This window comes from Polaromonas potterensis, assembly GCF_033446725.1.
GTDB lineage: Bacteria > Pseudomonadota > Gammaproteobacteria > Burkholderiales > Burkholderiaceae_C > Polaromonas.
Genome location: NZ_JAWQLX010000008.1, coordinates 215,716 through 241,595, shown reverse-complemented (window position 1 = coordinate 241,595; position 25,880 = coordinate 215,716). Strand labels below are relative to the sequence as shown.

Below are 25,880 nucleotides of genomic sequence, written 5' to 3'. Positions count from 1 at the left end.
CCCGCAGTTTCCGCGCAATTCCGGTCAAACCTCCGGGCGGCTATAGATAATCGCGGCTACTCCAACTATTAGAAGCTTCATTCCCCATGCCTTCCCTGCCCGATGCTGGTCAAGCGCCAGAAGCCACGCCTGTGCCCCCCGAGGCCGATGAACCCGTCAAGGTCCCGCTCAAGATTGAAGACTGGCTCACCGTGCTGGTGATGGGTGCGCTGGCGCTGATCACCTTCGCCAATGTGATTGCCCGTTATTTCACCAGCCAGTCCTTTGCCTGGACCGAAGAGTTCTCGGTGTTTTTGATGATTGTGCTGGCCCTGGTGGGCAGCTCGGCCGCCGTCGCGCGCGACCGGCATATCCGCATCGAGTATTTTTCAGAAAGTGGCTCCATGGCCAGGCGCAAGACGCTGGCGCGTTTTGGCGCCGTGCTGGTGGCCCTGCTGTTTACGCTGATCGGCGTGTTGAGCCTTCGCCTGGTGTGGGACGACTACCGCTTTGACGAAACCTCGCCGGGCATTGGGGTTCCGCAGTGGTGGTATTCGGTCTGGCTGCCGATTTTGTCCTTTGGCATCGCGCTGCGTGCGGTCGGCCTTTTTATTCGCCGCGGACGGTCCGCATGATCGCCACGCTGCTGTTTCTGGGGTTTATCGCCATGATGCTGGTGGGCGTGCCGATTGGCGCGGCGCTGGGACTGGCCGGCGCGGTGGCGATTGCGCTGGCCAATGCCGATGCCCAGTGGTTCGGCCTGCTCGCCGTGCCGCAAAATTTCTACGCCGGTCTGGGCAAATACCCGCTGCTGGCCATTCCCATGTTTGTGCTGGTCGGCTCGATTTTTGACCGCTCCGGTGTCGCGCTCCGACTGGTCAATTTTGCGGTCGCGATTGTCGGGCGCGGCCCCGGCATGTTGCCACTGGTGGCGATTGCCGTGGCCATGTTTCTGGGCGGTATTTCGGGCTCTGGCCCGGCCTGCGCCGCGGCTGTGGGCGGCGTGATGATTGCAGCCATGAACCGTGCCGGTTACCCGGCGTCTTTCTCGGCCAGCGTGGTGGGCGCGGCGGCGGCTACCGACATCCTGATTCCGCCCTCGGTGGCCTTTATCATTTATTCAGTACTGGTCCCGGGCGCTTCGGTGCCCGCCCTGTTTGCCGCCGGCATGATTCCGGGCATCCTCGCCGGCCTGGCGCTGATCGTGCCGGCCGTCTGGCTCTCGCGCAAACACAAGATGGGCGCCCTGGAAGCCAGCATGCCGCGCCCGCCCTTCTGGGCCAGTTTCAAGGATGCGATCTGGGGCCTGGCCGCCCCGGTGCTGATTCTGGGCGGCATGCGGGCCGGCTGGTTCACGCCGACCGAAGCCGCCGTGGTCGCCGTGTTCTACGGTCTGTTTGTAGGCATGGTGATCCACCGCACCATCGGCATCCGCGACCTCTTCCCCATCCTGCGGGAGTCGGGTGAGTTGTCCGCCGTGATCCTGCTGGTGGTCTCGCTGGCGGGTATCTTTGCCTACTCGCTGAACACGCTGGGCGTGATCGACCCGATCACCCGGGCCATCGTTTCTTCGGGCCTTGGCGAATACGGCATTTTGGCGCTGCTGATTCTGATGCTGATCACGGTCGGCATGTTCCTCGACGGTATCTCCATCTTCCTGATTTTTGTGCCCCTGCTGTTGCCGATTGCCCAGTATTACAACTGGGACCTGGTGTGGTTTGGCGTCATCCTCACGCTCAAGGTCGCGCTGGGCCAGTTCACGCCGCCGCTCGCCGTCAACCTGATGGTCTCGTGCCGTATCGCCAATGTCCGCATGGAAGAAACCGTGCGCTGGGTGGTCTGGATGCTGGGGGCGATGTTCCTGGTGCTGGTGGCGGTGATCGCCTTCCCGGAACTGGCCTTGTGGCTGCCGCGCAAGCTGGGCTACTGAGCCCCACGCAGTGACGTTTTGAAGTTGAACCCCGAAGTTTTTATAAAGGAGACTGTTGCCATGAAATTTAAATCCATCCTCGGCCTTGCGCTGGCCGCCACGGCACTGGCCTTCACGGCTGGCGCCTCCGCGCAAACCTACAAGCCCGAGTACAAGATGTCGCTGGTCCTCGGCCCCGCTTTCCCCTGGGGCAAGGGCGGTGAAATCTGGGCCAACATGGTGCGCGAACGCACCCAGGGTCGTATCAACATCAAGCTCTATCCCGGCGTCTCGCTGATCCAGGGCGACCAGACGCGCGAATTCAGTGCTATCCGCCAGGGCGTGATCGACATGGCCGTGGGTTCGACCATCAACTGGTCGCCGCAGGTCAAGGAGCTCAATCTTTTCTCGCTGCCCTTCCTGATGCCCGACTACGCGGCCATGGACGCCTTGACCCAGGGTGAAGTGGGCAAGGAAATTTTCAGGGTCATCGACAAGGCCGGCGTGATGCCACTGGCCTGGGGTGAAAACGGCTACCGCGAAATCAGCAACTCCAAGCTGGCCATCAAAAAGCCGGAAGACCTCAAGGGCTTGAAAATCCGAGTTGTCGGCTCACCGCTGTTCCTGGACACCTTCACAGCACTCGGTGCCAACCCCACACAAATGAGCTGGGCTGATGCGCAGCCTGCGCTGGCCACTGGCGCGGTGGACGGCCAGGAAAACCCGATGGCGCTGTACACCGCCGCCAAGCTGCACACGGTCGCGCAGAAACACATCACGATGTGGGGCTATGTGGCCGATCCGCTGATTTTTGTCGTGAACAAGGACATCTGGGCCTCTTGGACCGAAGCCGACCGCGCCATCGTGAAACAGGCCGCCGTCGATGCCGGTAAGCAGGAAATCGCCATTGCCCGCAAAGGCCTGGCAGAAGCCGACCGCCCCCTGCTCAAGGAAATCTCGGCACTGGGCGTCACCATCACCCAGCTGAGCCCGCAAGAGCGCGAAGCCTTTGTGAAAATGACACGCCCGGTCTACGACAAATGGAAAAACCAGATTGGTGCCAACCTGGTCACCACGGCAGAGAAGTCGATTGCCGCGCGCAAGAAATAAGCGTTTGCCGGCCCCATGGAAAAAGCCCCGGATTCAGGGCTTTTTTCTGGACGCCTCTCAAGTGCTGGCCGAGATTTACAGCAGGTAGTCGCCGCTTTCTTCGGGTTGAAACAGCAGGTTCAGTATTTCAGCCGACGCCGGCTCGCCCTGAGGGCTGGCCCAACGCGCCGTCTGCCCCACCGACAGTCCCAGCAAGGCGGCGCCTACCGGCGACAACACCGAGACAAAACCCGTGGCCGGCTCGGCATCATGCGGGTAACACAAGGTCAGCTTGCGCTGCTCCCCGGTCTGTGAGTCGGCAATCAGCACCTGAGAATACATGGTCACGACATGGGGTGGCACGTCGTACGAGGACACCAGCTCGGCGCCGTCAATCACATCGTCAATCGCAGCTTCTCCGGCCGACGCCCTGCCTGAGGGATGGCGCAAAAGATTGGAAATACGCACATGGTCCAATTCAGTCATGGTGCGCGACTGGGGGGTGGAAACAAACATGAAAAACTCCTGGATCAAGATAGCCCGGGACAGGCTTACCGGGCAAGCCACGCTGAGGTGGGGCCCGACGATCCGAAAGTAGCGCTAGATAAGAAAGGGAAAGGGAATCGCCGGGCTCAGGAATGTGCAACCGGCTGATGCGGCCACTGGACCAGAAAACCCGCGCGCTCAGCCGCCAACCCACGCACGGCCATTTGGGCAGTGAGAAGGCGCTTGGTGATGCGCAAGGTGATCAAGGAAGTGGCAGGCATGAGTGACCATTATACGATTTGGCCTCAAGGAGAGGCCTTGGCGCTTAATGTTGCAGGATTTTGTTGAGAAAGTCCTTGGTGCGGGCCTGGCGGTTTTCCGGGTGGTTGAAAAACTCGTCCTTGGAGCAGTCTTCCAGGATCTTGCCGCCCACATCCATAAAAATCACGCGGCTGCCGACCTTGCGGGCAAAACCCATCTCGTGCGTGACCACCATCATGGTCATGCCTTCCACGGCCAGGCCCATCATGCAGTCCAGCACCTCGCCGACCATTTCCGGGTCCAGCGCCGAGGTCGGCTCGTCAAACAACATGGCGATCGGGTCCATGCTGAGCGCCCGGGCAATCGCCACACGCTGCTGCTGGCCGCCCGACAACTGGCCGGGAAACTTGTCCTTGTGTGCCATCAGGCCCACGCGGTCCAGGTACTTCAGGCCATGCGTCTTGGCTTCGTCGGGCTTGCGGCCCAAGACCTTGACCTGGGCCAAGGTCAGGTTTTCGGTCACGTTCAGGTGCGGGAACAACTCGAAATTCTGGAACACCATGCCGACCCGGGAGCGCAGCTTGGGCAGGTCGGTCTTGGGGTCGTGCACGGCCTGGCCATCCACATAAATTTCGCCCTTCTGAAAAGGCTCCAGGGCATTGATGGTTTTGATCAGTGTCGATTTACCGGAACCCGACGGGCCGCAAACCACCACCACTTCGCCTTTTTTGATGCTGGTTGTGCAGTTGTTGAGCACCTGCACAGCACCGTACCATTTGGAAACTTCTTTGAGTTCAATCATCTTATTCTCCGGAGAGCTTGGGCATTTGTTAGCGAATGATGGCAATCTTGTTTTGCAGGCGCTTGACGATGTACGACAAGCCAAAACAGATCACGAAATAAACCACGGCGGCCAGCAGGTAGGCCTCTTCGGGCCGGCCGTAAATTTTGCCAGCGGTGGTCAGGCCCTTGAGCAGGTCATAAGCTCCGATGGCGTACACCAGCGAGGTGTCCTGAAACAGAATGATGGTCTGCGTCAGGAGAATCGGCACCATGTTGCGAAAGGCCTGAGGCAACACGATCAGGCGCATGTTCTGCGCATAAGTCATGCCCAGCGCCCGGCCCGCGTTGACCTGGCCACGCGAGATGGACTGGATACCAGCCCGCATGATCTCGCTGAAATAAGCGGCTTCAAACGCAATAAAGGTGATGATGGCCGAAATTTCCGAGCGGTTGTTGGCACCCCCGGGAATCATTTCGAAAAATGCACTGGGCATCAGCAGGTAGAACCAGAGGATCACCATGACCAGCGGCACCGAACGCATGCCGTTGACGTAAAAGGTCGCGGGAATCGTCAACAACTTCACACCGGACAAACGCATCAGGGCCAGTACGGTGCCCAGAATAATGCCGCCTATGGTGGCGATCACCGTCAGCTCTATGCTGAAGATGAAACCCTTCATCACGAACTTGGAAATAATGTCCCAGTTCAGGAAACTCATGTCGAGACCAAACATATCAGTGCCCCCCACCGGTTGCACCGGCCACAACATAGCCCGGAATCTGGAGCTTCTTCTCGACAAAAGCCATGACACGGTTCACGGCAAAAGCCGATATCGCATACAGCACCGTCACGGCCAGGTAGACCTCGATGCCACGCGAGGTTTCTTCCTGGGCCTGCATGGCGAACATGGTCAGCTCGGCAATCGACACGGCAAAAGCCACGGATGAATTTTTAAGCAGATTCATCGACTCGCTGGTCAGCGGCGGGATGATGATGCGAAACGCCATCGGCAAAATCACATAACGGTAGGTTTGCGCCGTGGTGAAACCCATGGCCATACCGGCATAACGCTGACCGCGCGGCAAGGCCTGGATGCCGGCCCTGATCTGCTCGGCGATACGCGCCGAGGTGAAAAAACCCAAAGCAAACACCACCAGCACAAAACCTGGCACCTGTTGCATGGACGGGAAGATCTTGGGTATGACGAAATACCAGATGAAAATCTGCACGAGCAAAGGCACGTTGCGAAAAAGCTCGACCCAGACATTGGCCAGCCGCACCAGCCACGGGCTGTTAGGCAAGGTCCGCAAGGTGCCCATCAGGCCGCCGGCCAACATGGCTACCACCCACGAGCAGCCAGCAACCGCCAGGGTCCAGCCCCAGGCGTCGAACATCCATTGCAGATAGGTCCGGCCGCTGCCGTCGTCATTTAAAAATACTTGCCAATCCCAATTCATGCTCACTCCTGCCAGGAATTTTTCACTCTACCACTCAACAAACAACAAACCCCGCCAGAACTGTCGCGGGCGGGGTTTGTTTGACTTCAGTTGCCAGGCTTATTTCTTGGCGTAGTCTTCCATGGGCTTGTCGTTAGGGTTGGCCCAAGCAGCCTTGGTGCTGTCGCTGAGCGCCAGACCCACCTTGGTGTTTTTCGGAGGGATAGGCTGCAGGAACCATTTGTCCCACAACTTGGCCATGTCGCCAGCCTTGATCATGTCCTTGATGGTGTCCTCACCGAGCTTTTTGAAGGCCGGGTCATTCTTGTGGATCATGATGGCGATGGGCTCGACGCTCAGCACTTCACCGACGATTTTGTAGTCGGCCGGGTTTTTAGATGTGGCGATATTGCCGGCCAGGATGGAGCCGTCCATCACAAACGCGTCAGCACGGCCGGATTCCAGCAGCAGGAAGCTGTCCGAGTGATCCTTGCCGAAAACTTCCTTGAAATCGACGCCAGTAGCGCGTTCGTTCTTGCGCAGGGTTTGCACCGAGGTTGTGCCGGTCGTGGTGGCCACGTTTTTGCCGTTGAGCTGGGCAATCGAGGTAATGCCCGAGTTGGCTTTCACGGCGATACGCACTTCTTCAACAAAGGTGGTGGGCAGGAAATCCACGTCTTTCTGGCGCGTAGCATTGTTGGTGGTCGAGCCGCACTCGAGGTCCACCGTGCCGTTTTGCACCAGAGGGATGCGGTTTTGCGAGGTCACGGGCAGGTATTTGATTTCCAGCTTGCGGCCTGCGGCTTTTTCAAGGCTGGCCACCACGCGCTGGCAGATTTCCACGTGGTAACCGGCGTATTTGCCGTCACCCAGGGTGTAAGACAGGGCACCCGAAGAATCACGAACACCCATGGTCACGACGCCGGAGGCCTTGACCTTGGCAATGGTGTCGGTGGCCTGGGCAAATGCACCGGCAGAGGCCAGGGCAGCAATGGCCAATGCGGCGAGTTTGATTTTCATAGGATTTCCTTTGGTTGAAATGAAATAGTGGATGAACGACATTCTAAGGAGTGGCTACCCGGGCTAACCCCAAGGTTTACCCCAGCCTTTGCACCGGAACAGGGCCGGCCGGCCCGGTGACAGGCCTGGGCCATCAGCAGATAAAACAAGAAAGCCGTCCCTCCAAGTGTGCATGCAGATTTTTCCGGCAGGCAGGTGTGTCCAGCTAAGCAGTCTTTGTGCCAACCAACCGTGTGGCCGGCCAGGAAGGTATACCCTCAACGGCCTGGAATGTCCCGGACTGTAAATTTACAGGCGCGCAAAAGCCAATGCTGATACCGCGCCGTATTATGCGTTTGATTCATAACGACTCAGGGTTGTTACCTAGGCGCGTTTGGCCGGCGGTTTGGGCTGGCCCTGGCTTTCGAGGAAGTGCCACAGCGCCTGCGCCGGGCTTTTCGCCGCCTCTTTGCCGGTCGGCCGCTCACGGTAGACCCGCACGTCCATGGTCATTTCCAGCCCGGGACCGGCGCTGACCAGTTTTTTCGCCTTGATTTCTTTCTTGACGGCGCTCAAAGGCAAAAACGCGATGCCGTGGCCTTCCAGCGCCATCGCCTTGAGCCCCTCGGCCATGTCGGTTTCATACACCCGGTCCAGGTGGATGGCGGTGCTCGACTGTTTGAGGATCAGGTCCACCACTCGCCCCAGGTAAGCGCCCGGCGCATACCCCAGGTAAGGCAGTGGCTGGCCGGCGCGGCCCGGCAGCCGGAACATCGGCTCGCCGTTGCCATCGGCCTTGACAAAAGGCGCCAGCACCTCCTGCCCCAGGCTGACCATTTCATAACGGTCGGCATCGAGCTGGAAAGGTTGCGAGTCGTGGTGGTAGGCGATCAGCAAATCGCAGCTGCCCTCGACCAGGCGCAACACCGCGTCGTGCACATTGAGCGCAATCAGCCGGCTTTTGATGGGGCCGAACTTCTCGCGCAGGCTGCTGACCCAGGCCGGAAAAAACGTGAAGGCCAGGGTGTGCGGCACGGCAAACTCGATCACGTCATGCCCGGCCGAGTTGTGGCCACGCAGCATGGCGCGGGTCGACTGCAGGCCTTGCAGCATTTCGAGCGACTGGCTGTACAGGGTTTCGCCGGCGGGTGTCAGCCTTGTCGGGTAAGAACTGCGGTCCACCAGGTCGGTCCCGGCCCAGGCTTCCAGCGCCTGGATGCGGCGCGAGAACGCCGGTTGGGTCACATGACGCAGGGTCGCCGACCGGCTGAAACTGCGGGTTTCAGCAAGACTGACAAAATCTTCCAGCCATTTGGTTTCCATGATTTGAATTATGCGAGTTGAAAATGCGCCTGGGTCTACGGGAATCCCGCAGGGTGTGCCGGCAGGCGCTTACCGGTAAAAGCTATCAAATATATAGCTAATTACGCCCATGGGTAGAGGGCTGCAGCCCTAAAACACTTAAAAATCAGTCTGAACTCTGCTGCAGCGACCACATGGCCGCATAACGCTGGCCCAGGGCCAGCAGCTCAGCATGCGTGCCGCGTTCGATGATGCGCCCGGCCTCCATCACCAGGATTTCATGCGCATCGACCACGGTGGACAGGCGGTGCGCGATCACCAGGGTGGTCTTGTTTTCGGCGATGCTGCGCAACTCCGCCTGGATCGCGCGTTCATTGGCCGAGTCCAGCGCCGAGGTGGCTTCGTCAAAAATCATGATGGGCGGGTTTTTCAGCAGGGTGCGGGCAATCGCCACGCGTTGTTTCTCGCCGCCCGACAGCTTGAGGCCACGCTCGCCGACCATGGTGTTGTAACCGGCCGGCGTCGAACTGATGAAGTCATGGATGCGGGCCGCGCGGGCGGCCTCTTCCACTTCGGCGCGGCTGGCGCCGGGTTTGCCGTAGGCGATGTTGTATTCCACCGTGTCGTTGAACAGCACCGTGTCCTGCGGCACGATGCCTATGGCCTGGCGCACGCTGGCCTGGGTCACTTGTTTGATATCTTGCCCGGCCACCGAGATGCAGCCCTGCTGCACGTCGTAAAACCGAAACAGCAGCCGCGCCAGGGTGGATTTGCCGGAGCCGGACGAACCGACCACGGCCACCGTCTTGCCCGCCGGAATCACAAAACTGATGTCGTGCAAAATCGGCCGCGCCGCCTCGTAGGCAAAACTCACATGGTCGTAACGCACCTCGGGCGAGGCGCTGATCATGAGCTGCGGCGCACCCGGCTGGTCGGCGACCTCGCGCTCTTTTTCCATCAGGTTGAACATCTTGGCCAGGTCGGTCAGGCTTTGTTTGATCTCGCGGTACAAGACGCCCAAAAACCCCAGCGGAATGTAAAGCTGGATCATGAAAGCATTCACCATGACCAGGTCGCCCAAGGTCATGCGGCCATCGACCACCCCCTGGGTCGCGCGCCACAACATGGCCACCAGGCCGGCGGCAATGATCAGTTGCTGGCCGGTGTTGAGCAGGCTCAAGGTGGTCTGGCTCTTGACGGCGGCGCGGCGGTAACGCAGCAGGTTCTCGTCGTAACGGTGCGCCTCAAAGTCTTCGTTGTTGAAGTATTTGACGGTTTCGTAATTGAGCAGGGAATCAATCGCGCGGCTGTGCGCCGAGGAGTCCAGTTCGTTCATTTCCTTGCGGAACTTGGTGCGCCACTCGGTCACTGTCACTGTGAACGTGATGTAGACCACCAGCGCAATGATGGTGATGCCGGCAAACCAGACGTCGAACTTGACCGCCAGCAGAGTCAGCACCAAGGTCACTTCGATCAGGGTCGGGATGATGCTGTAAAGCGAATACGAAATCAGCGAATGCACACCACGGGTGCCGCGTTCGATGTCGCGTGTCATGCCGCCGGTCTGGCGTTCCAGGTGAAAACGCAGGCTCAGTGCATGCAGATGCCGAAACACTTCCAGCGAGATACGCCGCGCCGCGCCTTCGGTGGCCTTGGCAAACACCAGCTCGCGCAGCTCGGTGAACAAGGCGGTGGACAGCCGCAACAAACCGTAGCCAAACAGCAAGGCGGCCGGCACCACCAGCACGGCCTGCACATCGCCGGGCTTGAAACTCATGGCATCGACCAGGTTTTTCAGCAGCAGCGGCACACCCACGTTGGCGACCTTGGCGCCTATCATGAAGGTCAGCGCGGCCAGTACCCGCCATTTATAGTCCCACAAATAGGGAAACAGGCGCTGCAAGGTGGCCCAGTCGGAGCGGTTCAGGACGGGTTTGGCGGGGGCGCCCGCGGCGGGCGGGGCTTCGGTGGCAGGGGCGTAAGAGCGCATCGGAGACAATTGTCCAGTCTGTTATAAATTTTCTTCACCCGATTGTGCCTATGTCTACCGAATCCAGCCTTCCCCATGACTCTTTGAGTGTCAAGCTGCCGCTTGACAAGGAACTGGTGCTCAAAGTCATCCCCATGCCGGCGGACTGCAACGCCAACGGCGACATTTTTGGCGGCTGGGTCATGGCCCAGGTCGACCTGGCCGGCTCGGTGATCCCGGCGCGTTATGCCGAAGGCCGCATGGCCACGGTGGCCGTCAACGAGTTCATCTTCAAGCAGCCGGTGCGGGTCGGCGACATCCTGTCTTTTTATTCGGAGCTGACACGGATAGGCCGCACCTCCATGACCGTCAAGGTCGAGGTCTTTGCCGAACGTTTCCGTTCGCAAGGGCGTTACATCAAGGTCACCGAAGCCAGCGTGACTTATGTGGCGATAGACGACAACGGCCAGCCCCGGCCGGTGCCGGTGTCCTCGCTGCCGCGCCCGGTCTAGGCGGCGCCCCGGTCGCTATAGAGTTAATAGCTGATTGCGCCCGTTCCATAAGGGCTAGAGGCCGATTTAACCCTTAAAACTTGCCGTGCCGACCCTGGCCATCGGCAAAGCGTGCTGCGCCCTGCAGCCCGTCGGCAATGCAGTCCTTGCCGCGTACCCACTCCTGCTGCAGCGCCTGCGGCAAGGGCAGATCCCATTGCGTGTAAGCACTTTGGCGATCGGCCAGCATGGTTTTTTGCGGAAAGGCCGCGAGTTGCCGGGCCAGCACCAGCGCCGCCTCACGCGCGGTGCCCTGGGGCACGACCCGGTTGCACAAACCCATCTGCAAGGCCTCGGCCGCCTCGACCTTGCGGCCGGTCAGGATCAAATCCATCGCATGGCCCATGCCGATCAGGCGCGGCAGGCGCACCGTGCCGCCGTCGATCAGCGGCACGCCAAAACGCCGGCAATAAACGCCGAAATAAGCATCGGCCTCCATCACCCGCAGGTCGCACCACAACGCCAACTCCATGCCGCCGGCCACCGCGGCACCGCTGACGGCGGCGATCACCGGTTTGGACAGCAACAAACGTGAGGGCCCCATGGGGCCCAGCGGCTGCTCATCCTCCGCCTGAAAGTCCAGGCCGGTCAACACGCCCTGGCCATCAGCCGGCGGCTCACGCAACATCTTCGCGCCGAACTGCAAATCCCAGCCGGCGCAGAAATGCCCGTGCGCGCCATGGAACACCGCCACCTTGGCGCTGTCGTCCGTATCAAACGCCAGAAAAGCCTCGTACAAGGCGCGGGCATGGCTGCTGTCGACCGCGTTGCGCACGTCGGGGCGATCCAAGGTCACCACGGTGACCTCCCCGTCTTTTTCAATCAACACACTCATGATGCATCTCCCCACCAACCGACACGCGGCGCCGCCAGGCAGGCGGCCAGCTCGTCGGTACCAACATCAATTTCCATGCGTAACAAGGCCGCGGCCATGGACTTGCCCAGGTTGTCCAGGCGCAGGTTGCGCGCCCCGCCGCCCTGCAAGGCGTCGCGTAACACCAGCTTGATCGCCAGGATGTTGGGCAGGGTCCAGCACTCAACCTGGCCCGGCAACCAGGACGCAAAGTGGGCCTGCACCCGCTGCGCCGTGACCTCGCGCGCCAGCACGGCATAACCGCCGGTATTCCAGGCAAACAGGCCGAAGTCCACCCAGTCGGCCTTGTCACCGCTCCGGGCATGGGCCAGCTTCACGAGCTGGATTTTTTGCATGGGTGCTTGGCTCATGTTTGCAACATCTCCACGCGGGTTTGCGGCTCGACCAGGCTGCGGTCTATCAACGCCGGCCAGATGCCCAGCAGCTCGCTGGTGTTGTGCAAGCCGTGAAAACCGCAGGTGTAGGCCGGACCGCTCAAGCCCATCCAGGGAAACAAGCGGCCAAAACCGTCGGCCGCCGCCTTGACTTGTGTACGCAACACCATGCGCACCCAGACCTCATTCAGATCGGCCAGCGCCTGCGGCTCCGGCAGAGGTGCCAGCGCGCCATGCGCCGAGTTGAGGCCTGGAAACTCTATGAACAAGGCCTCGTGCGGCACCTGTTTGTCGGCCAGCTGGCTTTTGACCATCTCGACCGCCGCCAAGGCTTTTTCATAAGCATCGGGCCAACTGAAACCCCAGGTGACTTCGGCCTTGAAACCATCGCGGTAACCACCCACCACCTTGAGCTGGTCGGTGCGCGGGTGGCCGGTGGCACCGCTCAGCCGCACGCGGTCCTGGCCCAGGTCGTCCAGTTGCACGGTGGACAGGTCTAACACCACGTCGGGTGAAAAATAAGCGTTCGGGTTGTGCACCTCGTACAGCAGTTGCTGGCGTACGGTGTCGAAGTTGATACGCCCACCGGTGCCTGGCGCCTTGGTGATGACGGCCGTGCCGTCTTCGTCGACCTCGGCAATCGGGTAACCGATGTGGGCCAGGTCGGGAATGGCTTTCCAGGTCTCTGCGCTGCCGAAATTACCACCGCTGCCCTGGCCTGAACATTCGAGCAAATGCCCGACCGCCAGGCCTTGCGCCAGGCGATTCAGGTCGGCCGGCGTGGCGGGGCTTGCGCCGTCGCCGAGGTTCCAGCTGAACTCAAACACCAGCGGCGCCAGAAACAAGGCGGCATCGGCGACACGGCCGGTGATCACAATGTCCGCACCTTGCTGCAGGGCGGACACAATCGGTCTGGCCCCGAGGTAGGCATTGGCAAACACCATGCGTTCACGCACGGTGTCAAAGTTGCTGCCCGTGAACATGTGTGCTGGCGCCAGCTCGGTGACCGTTTGCAAAACCTCATCACCAGTCACCACCGCAACGCGGGCCTGCCAGCCTTTGGCCGCAAAAGCAGCACGCACAGCAGCGGCGGCACCGGCTGGATGGAGGCCGCCGGCATTACAGACAAAACGGACTTGACGCTGCTGCATGGCGGGCCACAAACGCAGCAACATCGGCACGACATCGCGGGCATAACCCAGCGACGCATCACGCTGCACATCCTTTTGCAAAATGGCCAGCGTCAGCTCTGCCAGATGGTCGCTGGCGATGTATTGCACACCGCCGCGTTCGATGCTCGCCAGCACCGGCTCCCAGGCGTCTCCGTAGAAACCCAACCCGGCACCAACCCGGATTGATTTTTTCATTGAATGCAGCTCATGATCAGTTCGTCAGGGTTAGACCGGATCAAAAATCCGCCCTTTCCTGCCTTCCAGATGTTAGATTATTTTCACCAAGCAAATGCTTTGTGAAAATTAATTGTGGAGCAAATGTGCAGTTATTGCAATTGATCATCAGCGGCATTGCCCAGGGCTGTATCTACGGGCTGATCGCCCTGGGATTTGTCCTCATCTACAAGGCCACCGAGACCGTGAGTTTCGCCCAGGGCGAACTGATGATGCTGGGTGCATTTGCGGGTCTGTCCTGCATGACGTTTCTTGGATTTCCGTATTGGCTGGCGATCCTCAGTTCCATCGCCGGCATGGCGCTGTTCGGCGTGCTGCTGGAACGACTGGTGATACGCCCCATCCTCGGCCAGCCGGCTTTTTCGATCGTGATGTTGACCATAGGTGTCGGCTACACGGCACGCGGCCTGATCACCATGATCCCCGGCATAGGCACGGAAACCCACACCTTGCCTGTGCCCTACAAAGACCAGATCTGGAACGCAGGCGCTTTGATTCTCAACGTCGAGCAAATGGTCATCATCGGCAGCACCGCGGTGTTGTGTCTGTTGCTGTTTGCGCTGTTCAAATACAGCAAGCTGGGCATCGCCATGCAGGCCTCGTCGCAGAACCAGCTGGCCGCCTATTACATGGGTATTCCCGTCCAACGCCTGAACGGCCTGGTCTGGGGCCTGGCGGCGGCGGTGGCAGCCATCGCCGGCCTGCTGTTGGCACCTATCACCTTTGTGCACGCCAACATGGGCTTGATTGGCCTCAAGGCTTTCCCGGCAGCCGTGGTCGGTGGCTTCGGCAGCTTGCCCGGCGCGATTGTCGGCGGCCTGATCATCGGCATCGTCGAATCGCTGGCCGGCTTTTATGCGCCCGACGGGATCAAGGACGTTGCCGCCTACGTGGTGGTGCTGTTCATGCTGATGGTCAAACCCAACGGTCTGTTCGGCGAAAAACTCCGCAAGAAAGTTTAGGCACCCATGCGTTTTATCTTCAAGACCGACTACAACCAGGACATCAAGCTGGCCAAACACGGCGGCCATGTGTTCTGGTACGGCGCGCTGTTGCTGCTGCTGCTTGCCGCCCCCTGGCTGTTTGCCGAATACTGGCTGGCCCAGCTGACCTTCATCCTGATTTACTCCATCGCCGGCCTGGGGCTGATGCTGCTGGCTGGTTTCACCGGCCTGTTCTCCCTGGGCCACGCCGCCTTTCTGGGTGTGGGCGCCTACACCCAGGCCGTGATGACCAACGCCGGCGTGCCTTTCCCGATCGCCCTGGCCTGCGCCGCCGGCCTGTCCGCCGCCGTGGGTTTGGTGGTTGGCTTGCCGGCCCTGCGCGTCAAAGGCATTTACCTGGGCATCGCCACCCTGTCCTTCGGTTTCATCGTTGAAGAAGTGTTTGCCCGCTGGGAAAAGGTCACGGGTGGCAATGCCGGCATCCACGTCAAGGCGCCCGACATGTTTGGCTGGAAAGTCGACAGCGGCGAAACCTTTTACTTTCTCTGCCTGCTGATTGCGATTGGCGCCACCCTGGCAATCTTGAACCTGCTGCGTTCACCGACCGGCCGCGCCTTTGTGGCCATCCGCGATTCAGAAATCTCCGCACAAAGCATGGGCATCCACCTGGCGCGTTACAAAACCTTGTCCTTCGCCCTGTCGGCCGCGCTGGCCGGCATTGCCGGTGCCTTGTATGCCCACAAGCTGCAGTTCATCTCGCCGGACCAGTTCAACATCCTGCAATCCATCGACCTGCTGCTGATGATTGTGGTCGGCGGCGTGGGTTCGGTGCACGGCGCCTTCCTCGGCGCCATCTTCCTGATCTCCATGCCGCAAGCGATTGCACTGGTCAAAGACTACCTGCCCGCCACCATAGGCCAGGCGCCCGGCCTGCAAGGCGTGGTCTACGGCATGGTGCTGATTGCCTTTGTCTTGTTTGAACCGCTGGGCCTGTATGGCCGCTGGCTGAAGATCCGCACCTATTTGCAGACCTTTCCGTTTTACCGCAAAGGCATGTTCAAGCGTCAAAAATCCTTCCAGAAGTCGGACCGCCTGAAATGACTGAAATTCTTCTTTCCGCAAAAAACCTCAGCGTGCGTTTCGGCGGTGTGCTGGCCGTCAACAATGTTAGCTTCGACGTCAAGCAGGGCGAGGTGTTCACCTTGATAGGCCCCAACGGCGCCGGCAAAACCACGGTCTTCAACCTGATCAGCCGCATCTACACGCCCACCACCGGCGAGATCGCGTACCTGGGCGCCAAGCTGTCCGAGCAGCCGCCGCACAAAATTGCCGCCCTGGGCATTGCCCGCACCTTCCAGAACATCGAGCTGTTCGAACACGCCACGGTGCTGCACAACCTGCTGATAGGCCGGCACACCCACAAACAAACCGGGCTGTGGAGCGAAATCTTCTTCACCCGCAAAACCCGCGAAGCCGAGCTGCAGGCCAGAGAAAAAGCCGAACAAATCATCGACTTCCTGGACCTGCAGCACCACCGCGACTCCCTGGTGGCCGGCCTGCCCTATGGCGTGCGCAAGGTGGTGGAGCTGGCGCGGGCGCTGTGCACCGAACCCAAGCTGCTGCTGCTGGACGAACCCTCGTCCGGGCTCAACGTCGAGGAAACCGATGACATGGCTTTCTGGATTCAGGACATCAAGAACGAACTGGGCATCACCGTGCTGATGGTGGAGCATGACATGAGCCTGGTCTCCAAGGTCTCCGACCGGGTGCTGGCCATGAACCAGGGCGAGGTCCTGGCCATGGGCACACCGCGTGAAGTCCAGAATGACCCGGGGGTGATCGAGGCCTACCTGGGCTCGATTGACGATGTGTCCTCGCTGAGAAGGCCGCACAAAATCATCGATATGCATGCGGAGGCCCAGTCATGAGCAACACGCCGCCCCCGGTGAGCGACCAGCCTGTGCTCAAGCTGCTCAATGTCGAAAGTGCTTATGGCCCGATCAAGGCCATACGCGGGGTCAGCCTGCAGGTGCGCCGCGGTGAAATTGCCACGGTGCTGGGCTCCAACGGCGCCGGCAAAACCACCATCCTCAAAACCATCTCCGGCATCATCGACCCGCGCAAGGGCTCCATCCAGTTCAAGGGCGGCGACATCACGGCGCAAGACCCGGCCTACATCGTCCAGCAAGGCCTGAGCCATGTGCCTGAAGGCCGGGAAGTCTTTCCGCTGCTGAGTGTGCGCGACAACCTGCTGATGGGGGCGTACACACGCAAGGACCGTGACGGCGTGGCCCAGGACATGGAGGCGGTGTTTGGCTACTTTCCCATCCTGCGGGAACGCGCCTTGCAGGATGCCGGCCTGCTGTCCGGTGGCCAGCAGCAGATGTTGTCGATCTCGCGGGCCTTGATGGCTTCGCCGGACCTGATCCTGCTGGATGAACCCAGCCTGGGCCTGAGCCCCAAGCTGACCAAGGAGATCTTCGAGATCGTGGTGCGTATCAACCGGGACCGTGGCACCACCATCTTGCTGGTGGAGCAAAACGCCAACATGGCCCTGAACGCCTCCGACTACGGCTATGTGCTGGAGAACGGCCGCATCGTGATGGAAGACACCTGTGCCCGGCTGCGCGAGAAGGAGGACATCAAGGAGTTCTACCTGGGCATGAAGGAAGACGGTGTGCGCAGTGAGCGCCGCTGGAAGAAAAAGAAAAACTGGAGATAAATCCATGTCCAATCTCTGGAACCTCTCGCACATCCAGCCGAATCACGAACTCGTGATGCCCGGCGACACCATTCCCGCCATGTTCTGGAATGCCGTGGCGCAGCGCCAGGACAAGGTCTGGATGCGGCAGAAAAAATTGGGCCTCTGGCACAGCTGGAGCTGGAACCAGACCGGCGAGGCCGTGCGCGAAATTGCCGGCGGCCTGTTGAGCCTGGGGTTCGCCCAAGGCGAATGTGCGTCCATCCTGTCGAACACCGTGATCGAATGGGTGCTGGCCGACCTGGCTGTGCTCAGCTGCGGCGGCGTGGCCAACGGCATTTACCCGACCGATGCGGCCTCCCAAGTGCATTACCTCTGCGAAGACTCTCGCACCACCCTCCTGTTTGTTGAAGACGATGAACAACTGGACAAGGCATTGGAAGTGCGCAGCCAGTTGCCCAATCTGCGCAAAGTGATCGTGTTCGATATGGAAGGTCTGCGCAAGCTGGACGAGCCCGACGTTATCAGCCTGGATGATTTGCGCGCCCTGGGCCGCAACTACCTGGCACAACACCCCGGGGCCGTGGAAGCCCGCGTGCAGGCCTGCCAGCCCAAAGATCTGGCCATTCTGATCTACACCTCGGGCACCACCGGCAAACCCAAAGGCGCCATGCACAGCCACCAAGGCCTGGTCTTCACGGCGCGCGGCTACAACACCCTGGTGGCGCAAGACGAAAACGATGAACGTATGTGTTTCCTGCCGCTGTGCCACGTGGCGGAACGCATGGGCGGCGAATATTTTGCGATGTACACCGGCGCCAAACTCAACTTTGTGGAAAACCCGGAAACCATCCCGGAAAACGTGCGCGAGATTGCCCCCACGGTGTTCACGGCCGTGCCCCGGGTCTGGGAAAAATTTTATTCGGGGGTGATGATTTCCCTCAAGGAAGCCAGCCGGCTGCAACAAGCCGCCTACGCCTGGGGCATAGGTGTGGGCACCCAGATCGCCAGCCAGGTCATGGCCGGCGAACCGGTCAGTGGCTGGCTCAAGCTGAAGTTCACGCTGGCACGCTGGATCGCGCTGGACAACGCGCGCAAACTGATAGGCATACACCGTGCGCGTTTCTGTGTCACGGGCGCCGCCCCAATCTCGCCTGAACTGGTCAAGTGGTATATGGCGCTGGGTGTGCCCATGCTGGAGGTCTGGGGCATGACGGAAACCTGTGGTGCGGCCACCGGTGTTCCGGCCAGCCGCATCAAGCCCGGCTCCATCGGCCCGGCCGCCGGCTACAACGAGGTCCGGCTGGACCCGGTCACCGGTGAAATCCAGGTGCGCGGCATCAATGTGTTCATGGGTTACCTGAACCAGCCTGAAAAAACCGCAGAAACCATTGATGCCGATGGCTGGCTGCACACCGGCGATGTGGGACTGGTGGACGCCGATGGTTATTACAAAATAACCGACCGGATGAAAGACATCATCATCACGGCCGGCGGCAAAAATGTGACGCCCAGCGAGCTGGAAAACGAGCTGAAGTTTTCCCCCTACATCACCGATGCCGTGGTGATCGGCGACAAACGTCCCTACCTGACCGCCATCGTCATGATCGACCAGGAAAACGTCGAGAAATTTGCGCAAGACCATGACGTGCCGTTCAGCAACTACCTCAGCCTCACACGTTCGACGGAGGTGCAGGAGTTGATCCAGGCAGAGCTGGACCGGGTCAACAAGAAATTTGCGCGGGTCGAGCAGCTCAAGAAGTTTTTCCTGCTCGAAACACAGCTGAGCGCGGAAGACGAAGAACTCACCCCCACGATGAAGCTCAAACGCAAACTGGTTGAAAAAAAATATGCCGGCCAGATCGAGGCGATGTACCGCTGAAGCGATGCTTAAGTAGTTTCCCTTGGGTAGTTACGCCAGCTTGACTTTCGGCGGCTGAAGTCAAGAATGGTCTGTGTTTTTCCGCTTGTGTCAGACGTGTCATGGCCCCTTCATCACAGGAGACTTCAATGAAATTCAAATCCACCCTGGTACTGGCCGTGCTGGCCCTCAGTGCCAGCTACTCCATGGCTCAACAAGGCGTGAGCAAGACGGAAATCACCCTGGGTTCCATCCAGGACTTGTCCGGACCTCTCGCGGGTTTTGGCAAACAGGCGCGGCTGGGCATGATGTTGCGGGTCGACGAGATCAATGAGCAAGGCGGCATCAATGGCCGCAAGCTCAAACTCATAGTGGAAGACTCGGGTTACGACCCCAAAAAAGCCGTTCTGGCCGCACAAAAGCTGGTTAACCAGGACAAGATTTTCATGATGGTGGGCCACATCGGAACAGCGCAAAACCTGGCCGCCATGCCTGTGCAGTTTGAAAAAAACGTCATCAACTTTTTCCCGATCACGGCCGCGCGCGAGATGTATGAGCCTTTTCACAAGCTCAAATATTCCTTTGCCGCCACCTACTTTGACCAGATGCGTAATGCCGTGCCGAAACTGGTCAAGGACAAAGGCGCCAAGAAGATCTGCACCATTTACCAGGACGATGAGTTCGGGCTGGAAGTGCTGCGTGGCGCCGAGGCCGGCCTGAAAACCATAGGCATGGATTTCACCGAAAAAACCTCGTACAAACGCGGGGCCACCGATTTTTCCTCCCAGGTGGCCAAGATGAAAGCCGCCGGTTGCGACCTGGTCGTGCTGGGCACCATCATTCGTGAAACCATAGGTGCCATCGGTGAATCACGCAAGACTGGTTTCAACCCGACCTTCATCGGCTCCAGCGCAGCGTATACCGACCTGATCCACAAGCTGGGCGGCAAGGCCATGGATGGGCTGTATGCCACCATGACGGTGCAAAACCCCTACCTTGACGAAGCCTCACAACCGATCCGTTTCTGGGCCAATAAATACAAGACCAAGTTCAACGACGACCCGACGGTCTTCTCTGTTTATGGCTACCTCATCATCGACACCTTTGCCAAAGCGGCGCAAAAGGCCGGCCCCAACCTGACGACGGACAGCTTCATCAAGGTCATGGACACGATGACCATTCCACCGGACATGTTTGGCAGCGCACCCGCCAGCTTCTCGCCCACCAAGCGGCTGGGCAGCGATGCCGCGCGTCTGTCGCAAATCACCGATGGCAAATGGAAAGTGGTGTCCGCTTACATCGAATAAGCCACCGGCCTACCCTCAGAAAAAAGCCACCCGAGGGTGGCTTTTTTCATGACACGATGTAAGCCCCCGCCCCGGTGGACAAGAGCTTGCCGTCAGCCCCCAGAAACTCCATGCGGGTGGATGCCACGCGCGAACCCAGGCGCATGACTTCGGCACGTAATTCAAAATACTCGCTGATGCCGGGGCGCAGGTAATCAATGCGTAAATCGATGGTGCCGAGTTTGCCGAAACGTTGCAGGCGCTGCTCAGGCGATTCGTCCATGTGGCGCGCGCCAATGGCCGCCATCACGGCCAGGCCGCCCATGGCGTCCAGCCCGGCGCTGATCACACCGCCGTGAATACGGTTGTGCGCATAGTGGCCCACCAAGGTCTGCTTCATATCGATGCGACCAACCACACGCTCCGGCGTGAGGCTGGTGATCTTCAGGCCCAAGACCTGGTTGAAAAGAATTTTCTCTTCAAACATTGTTTTGAGTCCGGCCACAAACGCCGGCTCGAATTCTTTGGCCGCGCTGGCGCTGGAGGGAAGTGTTTTGCTCATAAATTTAATTGTCGTGCCGCCAGCTCTTTCATGATTTCTTCGGCGCCGCCGCCAATCATCATGACCTTGACCTCGCGGTAAATACGCTCACTTTTGGTGCCACGCATAAAACCCATGCCGCCCAGGATTTGCACCGCCTGATCGGCGCAAAACTGCATGGTCTGGGTGGCGTGGTTTTTCAGCATGCAGACATGGGCCACCCAGTCGGGGCCCTGGTCACCGGCATCGGCCCGGTCGGCCACCGCGTCGACCCAGGCCTGGGTGGACGCGATACGCATCTGCATGTCCACCAGTTTGTGGCGGATCACCTGGCGCTCGACCAGCGCCTGCCCAAAGGTCTTGCGCTGGCGCGCCCAGTCCAGTGCCTCGTCGTAACAGGCCTGGGCAAAACCCAGGGCGGCGGCCGACATGGCCAGACGTTCGCCGTTGAAATTGCCCATGATGATCTTGAAGCCGCCGCCTTCTTCGCCCAGCAAATGGCTGACCGGCACCCGCACCCCGTCAAAACGCAGCTGCGCCGTGTCCGAACACCACCAGCCCATTTTTTGCAGCGGGCTGCGGGAAAGGCCCGGGCTCTCGCCGGGCACCAGAATCATGGAGATACCACCCGCACCTTTGCTGCCGGCCTCACCGGTACGCACGGCCACCGTGATGAAGTCGGCGCGCATGCCCGAGGTGATAAACACCTTTTCGCCGTTGATCACGTAGTCGCCGCCCTCGCGCCGTGCCGTCGTACGCAAGGCCGCCACATCGGAGCCGCCACCGGGCTCGGTGATCGCCAGGGCCGCAATTTTTTCGCCACGCAAGACCGGTGGGATCACGGCCTGCTGCAAGGCGGCCGAACCATAAGCCAGCACCGGTGGCAGGCCGATGTTGTGCGAAAACAGGCTGGCCAGCACACCGCCGCTGCCGCCGTAGCGACATAAGGCCAGGGTCATGGCATTACGCATGCGCCAGGGAGCCGGCGTGCCGCCCAGGACCTCGGGATAACCCAGCGCCAGCAAACCCAGTTCGGCCGCCCGGCCGTACAAGGCGCGGGGAAATTCGCCGGCATCGTCCCACTGGCTGACATGGGGCGCAATCTCGTGCTGTGCAAAACGTTTGACGGCCTCGGTGATGTCGGCCAGGGCGTCCAGATCAGCGGTGGGCGAAGGCATGCTCATGGCTCCAGGTTCAGCAACATCTGCCCGGGCGCTATTTGCTGCCCGAGTTCCACCGTGATACTGGCAATGACGGCATCACGTGTGGCACAAATCGCGTGTTCGAGTTTCATCGATTCAATCACCAGCAAGGTGTCGCCGCGTTTGACCGCCTCGCCCGCCACAGCCTGGATGGCAATCACCTTGCCGTTGAAGGGCGCTCTAAGTTCCATCGCCTGGCTGGCCGATGCCGTGCCGGCTGCAGCCGCCAGGCTGGCATCGCCCAGCCACAAGTCCACCAGACCCGACTGCACATGCCAGCGCCCATCGGCCACTTGAACCGCCTGCACCCTCCGGCTGCAACCATCGACGGTGACCCGCAACTCATGGTCGGCCACACGCTGGCAGCCCGCCTGCTGGGTCAACTCCCCCACGGTCACGGCCAGCAAGCCCTGCCCGGTTTCCGTGAGGCTCAAGGCCAAGACTTCTGCGTGGTGCAGCACCCGCAGTGGTTTTGCAAACGGCGGCGGCAAGCTATCCGCAGCACCAAGGCTGGTGGCGAAATGTTGGGCGATGGCCGCCGGCAACAACAGCTGTGCCTGCTGCTCTTTCAGGGCCTGCCGAATCGCCTCACCGTGTTCAGCCAGAAACGGAATCAGCGCCTGGCCCGCACGGAATACGGGATGTGCCAGGCAGGCGGCCAGAAACGCACGGTTGGTCGGCAAGCCCAGGATCTGTGTGCCGGCCAGCGCGGCGATCAAGGCCTTTATGGCCTGCGCCCGGTTGCTGCCATGAACAATCAATTTTCCCAACATCGAGTCGTAAAAAGGCGTGACCTCCAGCCCAGCCTGCAAGGCGTGGTCAAAACGGGCCTCCGAAGGCGCCTGAAAATGCAAGACCCGACCGGTGTGCGGAGAAAAATTCTCATCCTCGGCGCACAGCCGCACCTCGATGGCGTGGCCGCGCAAGACCACTTCATCCTGACGCAGCGGCAAAACCTGGCCCTGCGCCACCCGCAACTGCCACTCCACCAGGTCCAGCCCGGTGAGCGCTTCGGTGACCGGATGCTCCACCTGCAGCCGCGTGTTCATCTCCATCAGGAAAAATTCGCCTGCATCTACCACCTCATCCAGCAAAAACTCCACCGTGCCCGCCCCCACATACCCCGCAGCCTGCGCCAACGCCACGGCACAGGCCCCCATACGTTCGCGCAACTCAGGACTCACGGCCGGGCTGGGCGACTCTTCAATCAGTTTCTGGTGGCGGCGCTGCACCGAACAATCACGCTCGCCCAGGTGAATGCAGTGGCCGTGGGCATCGGCAAACACCTGCACCTCGACATGGCGCGGCGCCAGCAGCGCACGCTCCAGCAGCAGCTCGCCATTGCCGAAGGACGACAACGCTTCGGAGCGGGCGCTCTGCAAAGCGGCCGGCAACTGACTGGCGGCCAACACCAGGCGCATGCCACGCCCGCCGCCGCCCGCCGTGGCCTTGACCATCAGCGGGTAACCCAGTTTGTGGGCTTGCGCCATCAAGCCTTCGTCGGACTGATCTGCCCCCTGGTAACCGGGCAGGCAAGGGACCTTGTTTTTCAAGGCCAGCTGTTTGGCGCTGGCCTTGTTGCCCAACGCACGGATCGCAGCCAGCGGCGGCCCGACCCAGGTCAGCCCGGCATCGAGCACGGCCTGTGCAAAGTCGGCGTTTTCGCTCAGAAAGCCGTAGCCCGGATGCACGGCATCCGCGCCACTGGCTTGGGCCGCGGCCAGCAGCTTGTCGATGCGCAAATACGAGTCCGCCGACAGGTTTCCGCCCAGCGCAACCGCCATGCTGGCTTCCCGGACATGCAAGCTCTGCGCATCAGCGTCGGAATACACCGCCACGGTTTCCATCCCCAGGCGGTGGGCGGTACGGATGATGCGGCGGCTGATCTCGCCACGGTTGGCGATCAACAGGCGGCGTATGGGTTTGCTTATCATGTCGCCCATCCGGGGGATCGCTTGCCGGCAAATGCCGCCAGGCCTTCAGCGGCCTCGCTGCTGCGCAAATTCGCTGCAAATTTCATAGCTGCTTGCGCAGTGAATTCGGCGGCTACAGCCTGATTCAGCATAAAAAGCAGGCTTTTGGTGTGGGCCACGGCGCCGGGCGCGGCCAGTCGCAGCGCACGGAGACGTTGCGCCACGGCCGCGTCCACATCCTCAGCAACCTCGTCCACCAGCCCCACCGCCAGGGCCTGGGTCGCCGAAAGTTTTTGTCCCGACAACATCATTTGCCGCGCCTCCCTGTCGCCCAGACGGCGATGGACAAAAGGCGCGATCTGCGCCGGCACCACGCCCAAGGTCACCTCCGGCGTGGCAAACACAGCCGAAGGTGCGGCCAGCACAAAGTCGCCGCAACACACCAGTCCCAGGCCGCCGCCCATGGCCGGCCCCTGCACCGCCACCAGCAGGATTTGCGGCAACGCGCACAGCGCGTGGAGCAAGCTGCCGAAGCCGGCATTCATGGCAATCAGGGGGTCGGTTTGGTCCGCCGGCAAAGGCTGGCCAATCGACTTGGCAAAACCGCCCAGGCTGCCACCGGCGCAAAAAGAGCCGCCGCTGCCTTGCAGCACTACAAAACGCAAACTCGTGTCGGCAGCCACACGTTCGCAGGCTTGCATCAAAGCATCGACGATTTCTTCCGACAGCGCGTTGCGCGTGGCCGGATCCTGGAGCGTCCAGTGTTCGGTCTCGCCGGCCCGGCTGATCTGCAGCTTGTGACTCATGGCCGTGCGCCCTCAGGCCGCGGGCTTCTTGCCACTTTTGGCAAGGCCCATGGTCTTGGCAATAATGCCCATCATCACTTCATCGGCGCCGCCGCCTATGGAGGCCAGGCGGCCGTCGCGGAACATGCGCGCCACCTTGTTCTCCCAGGTGTAACCCATGCCGCCCCAGAACTGCAGGCAGGTGTCGGGCACGATGCGGTTCAGGCGCCCGGCCTTGAGCTTGGCCATGGAGGCCAGCTCCAGCACGTCCTGGCCTTGCACGTACAGGTCGCCGGCGCGGTAGGTCAGCGCGCGCAGGCTTTCCACCTCGGTCTTGAGTTCGGCCAGCTTGAACTGCACCCACTGCTGGTCGGCCAGCGTGGCACCAAACATCTTGCGCTCCTGCGCCCATTCGACGGTCCAGGCGATGCAGTTGGAAAGCGACTGCAGGGTGCTGGCCGCGCACCAGAGCCGCTCTTCCTGGAACTGCTGCATCTGGTAGATAAAACCCTGGCCCTCGGCGCCTATCAGGTTGCGTTGCGGCACACGCACCTCGTCGAAATAGATCAGGCCAGTGTCGGACGAATTCATGCCGATCTTTTTGATTTTTTTCGCAACCTCGATGCCCTGGGTGAGCTTGCCCTTGCGGCCGTCGCGCATGGGCACCATCACCAGGCTTTTGTTCTTGTGCTGCGGGCCGTCACCGGTGTTGACCAGCATGCACATCCAGTCGGCCTGCAGGCTGTTGGTGATCCACATCTTCTGGCCGGTGATCACATAGTCGTCGCCATCCTTGCGCGCATGGCTGGTGATGGCCGCCACGTCGCTGCCGGCACCGGGTTCACTCACGCCGATGCAGCCCACCATGTCACCGGCAATCGCCGGGGCAAGAAACTCACGTTTGAGTTCCTCGCTGCCAAAACGCGCCAGCGCCGGTGTACACATATCGGTCTGCACACCAATCGCCATCGGCACACCACCGCAGTCGATGTGGCCCAAGGCCTCGGCCATCGCCATGGCGTAGGAATAGTCGAGGCCTGCGCCGCCGTATTCCTCGGGTTTGGTCAGGCCCAGCAGACCCAGCTTGCCCAGCTTCTTGAACACCTCGTGCGCCGGAAAAATTTCGGCCGCCTCCCATTCATCCACATGCGGGTTGATCTCGGCGTCTATGAAACGTTTGAGGGTTTTCTGGATTTCGAGATGTTCATGGGTGTATTGCATTGTTGTC

At 60.6% G+C, this 25,880-nt stretch carries 25 protein-coding genes; 10 read left to right on the top strand and 15 right to left on the bottom strand.

Translation table 11 applies throughout. From position 1 onward, the window contains the following. Positions 1 to 86: 86 nt before the first annotated feature. The 3 genes from R6254_RS15895 to R6254_RS15885 are packed head-to-tail and all read left to right on the top strand — an operon-like array spanning position 87 to position 2,998. Positions 87 to 614: a TRAP transporter small permease gene (locus tag R6254_RS15895; RefSeq protein ID WP_318408231.1), complete on the top strand. Its 528-nt coding sequence runs from the start codon at positions 87 to 89 to the stop codon at positions 612 to 614. Further along, positions 611 to 1,909 (top strand): TRAP transporter large permease, encoded by a 1,299-nt coding sequence (locus R6254_RS15890; RefSeq protein WP_318408230.1) that lies wholly within the window; start codon positions 611 to 613, stop codon positions 1,907 to 1,909. Before R6254_RS15895 ends, R6254_RS15890 begins: the two co-directional genes overlap by 4 nt. A gap of 60 nt (positions 1,910 to 1,969) precedes the next feature. Next, positions 1,970 to 2,998, top strand: coding sequence for a DctP family TRAP transporter solute-binding subunit (locus R6254_RS15885; protein WP_318408229.1), 1,029 nt, complete (start codon positions 1,970 to 1,972; stop codon positions 2,996 to 2,998). A gap of 75 nt (positions 2,999 to 3,073) precedes the next feature. Here the strand turns inward: R6254_RS15885 and rnk are convergent, their stop codons facing one another. The 7 genes from rnk to R6254_RS15850 all read right to left on the bottom strand — a co-directional run bounded on the left by rnk (position 3,074) and on the right by R6254_RS15850 (position 10,235). Continuing rightward, on the bottom strand, positions 3,074 to 3,493 hold the full coding sequence (gene rnk / locus R6254_RS15880; protein ID WP_318408227.1) for a nucleoside diphosphate kinase regulator: 420 nt from the start codon (positions 3,491 to 3,493) through the stop codon (positions 3,074 to 3,076). A 295-nt stretch (positions 3,494 to 3,788) separates the two neighbouring features. After that, on the bottom strand, positions 3,789 to 4,526 hold the full coding sequence (locus R6254_RS15875; RefSeq protein WP_318408225.1) for an amino acid ABC transporter ATP-binding protein: 738 nt from the start codon (positions 4,524 to 4,526) through the stop codon (positions 3,789 to 3,791). A 28-nt stretch (positions 4,527 to 4,554) separates the two neighbouring features. Further along, positions 4,555 to 5,241: an amino acid ABC transporter permease gene (locus R6254_RS15870; RefSeq protein WP_318408223.1), complete on the bottom strand. Its 687-nt coding sequence runs from the start codon at positions 5,239 to 5,241 to the stop codon at positions 4,555 to 4,557. 1 nt (position 5,242) lies between these two features. Next, positions 5,243 to 5,965, bottom strand: a complete 723-nt coding sequence (locus R6254_RS15865; protein ID WP_318408222.1) for an amino acid ABC transporter permease — start codon at positions 5,963 to 5,965, stop codon at positions 5,243 to 5,245. A 99-nt stretch (positions 5,966 to 6,064) separates the two neighbouring features. After that, positions 6,065 to 6,964: an amino acid ABC transporter substrate-binding protein gene (locus R6254_RS15860; RefSeq protein ID WP_318408220.1), complete on the bottom strand. Its 900-nt coding sequence runs from the start codon at positions 6,962 to 6,964 to the stop codon at positions 6,065 to 6,067. Positions 6,965 to 7,327: 363 nt separating this feature from the next. After that, the gene (locus tag R6254_RS15855) at positions 7,328 to 8,266 is read right to left on the bottom strand and encodes a LysR substrate-binding domain-containing protein (protein ID WP_318408219.1); all 939 of its coding nucleotides are present in this window, start codon (positions 8,264 to 8,266) and stop codon (positions 7,328 to 7,330) included. A gap of 145 nt (positions 8,267 to 8,411) precedes the next feature. Further along, positions 8,412 to 10,235 (bottom strand): ABCB family ABC transporter ATP-binding protein/permease, encoded by a 1,824-nt coding sequence (locus tag R6254_RS15850; protein ID WP_318408218.1) that lies wholly within the window; start codon positions 10,233 to 10,235, stop codon positions 8,412 to 8,414. A 50-nt stretch (positions 10,236 to 10,285) separates the two neighbouring features. On the opposite strand from R6254_RS15850, the gene R6254_RS15845 reads away from it, so the two are divergent. Next, a complete protein-coding gene (locus tag R6254_RS15845) occupies positions 10,286 to 10,726 on the top strand; it encodes an acyl-CoA thioesterase (protein ID WP_318408217.1) in 441 nt (146 codons plus the stop codon). Positions 10,727 to 10,799: 73 nt separating this feature from the next. On the opposite strand, the gene R6254_RS15840 is transcribed toward R6254_RS15845, so the two are convergent. The 3 genes from R6254_RS15840 to R6254_RS15830 are packed head-to-tail and all read right to left on the bottom strand — an operon-like array spanning position 10,800 to position 13,380. Next, the gene (locus R6254_RS15840) at positions 10,800 to 11,600 is read right to left on the bottom strand and encodes a crotonase/enoyl-CoA hydratase family protein (RefSeq protein ID WP_318408216.1); all 801 of its coding nucleotides are present in this window, start codon (positions 11,598 to 11,600) and stop codon (positions 10,800 to 10,802) included. Then, positions 11,597 to 11,989, bottom strand: a complete 393-nt coding sequence (locus R6254_RS15835) for an AtuA-related protein (protein ID WP_318408214.1) — start codon at positions 11,987 to 11,989, stop codon at positions 11,597 to 11,599. Before R6254_RS15835 ends, R6254_RS15840 begins: the two co-directional genes overlap by 4 nt. Further along, positions 11,986 to 13,380, bottom strand: coding sequence for an acyclic terpene utilization AtuA family protein (locus R6254_RS15830; RefSeq protein WP_318408212.1), 1,395 nt, complete (start codon positions 13,378 to 13,380; stop codon positions 11,986 to 11,988). The genes R6254_RS15835 and R6254_RS15830 overlap by 4 nt, the downstream gene beginning before the upstream one ends. 125 nt (positions 13,381 to 13,505) lie before the next feature. Between R6254_RS15830 and R6254_RS15825 the strand changes: the two genes are divergently transcribed. The 6 genes from R6254_RS15825 (at position 13,506) to R6254_RS15800 (ending at position 20,232) form a co-directional block, all read left to right on the top strand. Then, complete coding sequence (locus tag R6254_RS15825) at positions 13,506 to 14,381, top strand: branched-chain amino acid ABC transporter permease (protein WP_318408211.1); 876 nt, start codon at positions 13,506 to 13,508, stop codon at positions 14,379 to 14,381. Positions 14,382 to 14,387: 6 nt separating this feature from the next. Next, a complete protein-coding gene (locus tag R6254_RS15820; RefSeq protein WP_318408209.1) occupies positions 14,388 to 15,464 on the top strand; it encodes a branched-chain amino acid ABC transporter permease in 1,077 nt (358 codons plus the stop codon). Beyond that, entirely contained in the window at positions 15,461 to 16,291 is an 831-nt protein-coding gene (locus R6254_RS15815; protein WP_318408208.1) for an ABC transporter ATP-binding protein, read from the top strand. The genes R6254_RS15820 and R6254_RS15815 overlap by 4 nt, the downstream gene beginning before the upstream one ends. Then, positions 16,288 to 17,085: an ABC transporter ATP-binding protein gene (locus tag R6254_RS15810; RefSeq protein WP_318408207.1), complete on the top strand. Its 798-nt coding sequence runs from the start codon at positions 16,288 to 16,290 to the stop codon at positions 17,083 to 17,085. Before R6254_RS15815 ends, R6254_RS15810 begins: the two co-directional genes overlap by 4 nt. A 4-nt stretch (positions 17,086 to 17,089) precedes the next feature. Beyond that, complete coding sequence (locus R6254_RS15805; protein ID WP_318408206.1) at positions 17,090 to 18,946, top strand: AMP-dependent synthetase/ligase; 1,857 nt, start codon at positions 17,090 to 17,092, stop codon at positions 18,944 to 18,946. 128 nt (positions 18,947 to 19,074) lie between these two features. Next, positions 19,075 to 20,232, top strand: coding sequence for an ABC transporter substrate-binding protein (locus R6254_RS15800; protein WP_318408204.1), 1,158 nt, complete (start codon positions 19,075 to 19,077; stop codon positions 20,230 to 20,232). A 46-nt stretch (positions 20,233 to 20,278) separates the two neighbouring features. Here the strand turns inward: R6254_RS15800 and R6254_RS15795 are convergent, their stop codons facing one another. From R6254_RS15795 to R6254_RS15775, 5 genes are read right to left on the bottom strand one after another with little or no spacing between them, the layout of a single operon-like run. Further along, complete coding sequence (locus R6254_RS15795; RefSeq protein WP_318408202.1) at positions 20,279 to 20,773, bottom strand: thioesterase family protein; 495 nt, start codon at positions 20,771 to 20,773, stop codon at positions 20,279 to 20,281. After that, positions 20,770 to 21,930 carry an acyl-CoA dehydrogenase family protein gene (locus R6254_RS15790; RefSeq protein WP_318408200.1) on the bottom strand — a complete coding sequence of 387 codons (1,161 nt, stop codon included), beginning with the start codon at positions 21,928 to 21,930 and terminating at the stop codon, positions 20,770 to 20,772. Before R6254_RS15790 ends, R6254_RS15795 begins: the two co-directional genes overlap by 4 nt. 2 nt (positions 21,931 to 21,932) lie before the next feature. Then, positions 21,933 to 23,897: an acetyl/propionyl/methylcrotonyl-CoA carboxylase subunit alpha gene (locus R6254_RS15785; RefSeq protein ID WP_412103181.1), complete on the bottom strand. Its 1,965-nt coding sequence runs from the start codon at positions 23,895 to 23,897 to the stop codon at positions 21,933 to 21,935. Continuing rightward, positions 23,885 to 24,673: an enoyl-CoA hydratase-related protein gene (locus R6254_RS15780; RefSeq protein WP_318408197.1), complete on the bottom strand. Its 789-nt coding sequence runs from the start codon at positions 24,671 to 24,673 to the stop codon at positions 23,885 to 23,887. Before R6254_RS15780 ends, R6254_RS15785 begins: the two co-directional genes overlap by 13 nt. 12 nt (positions 24,674 to 24,685) lie before the next feature. Beyond that, entirely contained in the window at positions 24,686 to 25,873 is a 1,188-nt protein-coding gene (locus R6254_RS15775; protein WP_318408195.1) for an acyl-CoA dehydrogenase family protein, read from the bottom strand. Between the last annotated feature and the right edge of the window lie 7 nt (positions 25,874 to 25,880).

Bases quoted from the DNA above. Each gene is read 5' to 3' on its own strand.
- R6254_RS15895 (WP_318408231.1), top strand. From the start codon at position 87: ATGCCTTCCCTGCCCGATGCTGGTCAAGCGCCAGAAGCCACGCCTGTG.
- R6254_RS15890 (WP_318408230.1), top strand. From the start codon at position 611: ATGATCGCCACGCTGCTGTTTCTGGGGTTTATCGCCATGATGCTGGTG.
- R6254_RS15885 (WP_318408229.1), top strand. From the start codon at position 1,970: ATGAAATTTAAATCCATCCTCGGCCTTGCGCTGGCCGCCACGGCACTG.
- rnk (WP_318408227.1), bottom strand. From the start codon at position 3,493: ATGTTTGTTTCCACCCCCCAGTCGCGCACCATGACTGAATTGGACCAT.
- R6254_RS15875 (WP_318408225.1), bottom strand. From the start codon at position 4,526: ATGATTGAACTCAAAGAAGTTTCCAAATGGTACGGTGCTGTGCAGGTG.
- R6254_RS15870 (WP_318408223.1), bottom strand. From the start codon at position 5,241: ATGTTTGGTCTCGACATGAGTTTCCTGAACTGGGACATTATTTCCAAG.
- R6254_RS15865 (WP_318408222.1), bottom strand. From the start codon at position 5,965: ATGAATTGGGATTGGCAAGTATTTTTAAATGACGACGGCAGCGGCCGG.
- R6254_RS15860 (WP_318408220.1), bottom strand. From the start codon at position 6,964: ATGAAAATCAAACTCGCCGCATTGGCCATTGCTGCCCTGGCCTCTGCC.
- R6254_RS15855 (WP_318408219.1), bottom strand. From the start codon at position 8,266: ATGGAAACCAAATGGCTGGAAGATTTTGTCAGTCTTGCTGAAACCCGC.
- R6254_RS15850 (WP_318408218.1), bottom strand. From the start codon at position 10,235: ATGCGCTCTTACGCCCCTGCCACCGAAGCCCCGCCCGCCGCGGGCGCC.
- R6254_RS15845 (WP_318408217.1), top strand. From the start codon at position 10,286: ATGTCTACCGAATCCAGCCTTCCCCATGACTCTTTGAGTGTCAAGCTG.
- R6254_RS15840 (WP_318408216.1), bottom strand. From the start codon at position 11,600: ATGAGTGTGTTGATTGAAAAAGACGGGGAGGTCACCGTGGTGACCTTG.
- R6254_RS15835 (WP_318408214.1), bottom strand. From the start codon at position 11,989: ATGAGCCAAGCACCCATGCAAAAAATCCAGCTCGTGAAGCTGGCCCAT.
- R6254_RS15830 (WP_318408212.1), bottom strand. From the start codon at position 13,380: ATGAAAAAATCAATCCGGGTTGGTGCCGGGTTGGGTTTCTACGGAGAC.
- R6254_RS15820 (WP_318408209.1), top strand. From the start codon at position 14,388: ATGCGTTTTATCTTCAAGACCGACTACAACCAGGACATCAAGCTGGCC.
- R6254_RS15815 (WP_318408208.1), top strand. From the start codon at position 15,461: ATGACTGAAATTCTTCTTTCCGCAAAAAACCTCAGCGTGCGTTTCGGC.
- R6254_RS15810 (WP_318408207.1), top strand. From the start codon at position 16,288: ATGAGCAACACGCCGCCCCCGGTGAGCGACCAGCCTGTGCTCAAGCTG.
- R6254_RS15805 (WP_318408206.1), top strand. From the start codon at position 17,090: ATGTCCAATCTCTGGAACCTCTCGCACATCCAGCCGAATCACGAACTC.
- R6254_RS15800 (WP_318408204.1), top strand. From the start codon at position 19,075: ATGAAATTCAAATCCACCCTGGTACTGGCCGTGCTGGCCCTCAGTGCC.
- R6254_RS15795 (WP_318408202.1), bottom strand. From the start codon at position 20,773: ATGAGCAAAACACTTCCCTCCAGCGCCAGCGCGGCCAAAGAATTCGAG.
- R6254_RS15790 (WP_318408200.1), bottom strand. From the start codon at position 21,930: ATGCCTTCGCCCACCGCTGATCTGGACGCCCTGGCCGACATCACCGAG.
- R6254_RS15785 (WP_412103181.1), bottom strand. From the start codon at position 23,897: ATGGGCGACATGATAAGCAAACCCATACGCCGCCTGTTGATCGCCAAC.
- R6254_RS15780 (WP_318408197.1), bottom strand. From the start codon at position 24,673: ATGAGTCACAAGCTGCAGATCAGCCGGGCCGGCGAGACCGAACACTGG.
- R6254_RS15775 (WP_318408195.1), bottom strand. From the start codon at position 25,873: ATGCAATACACCCATGAACATCTCGAAATCCAGAAAACCCTCAAACGT.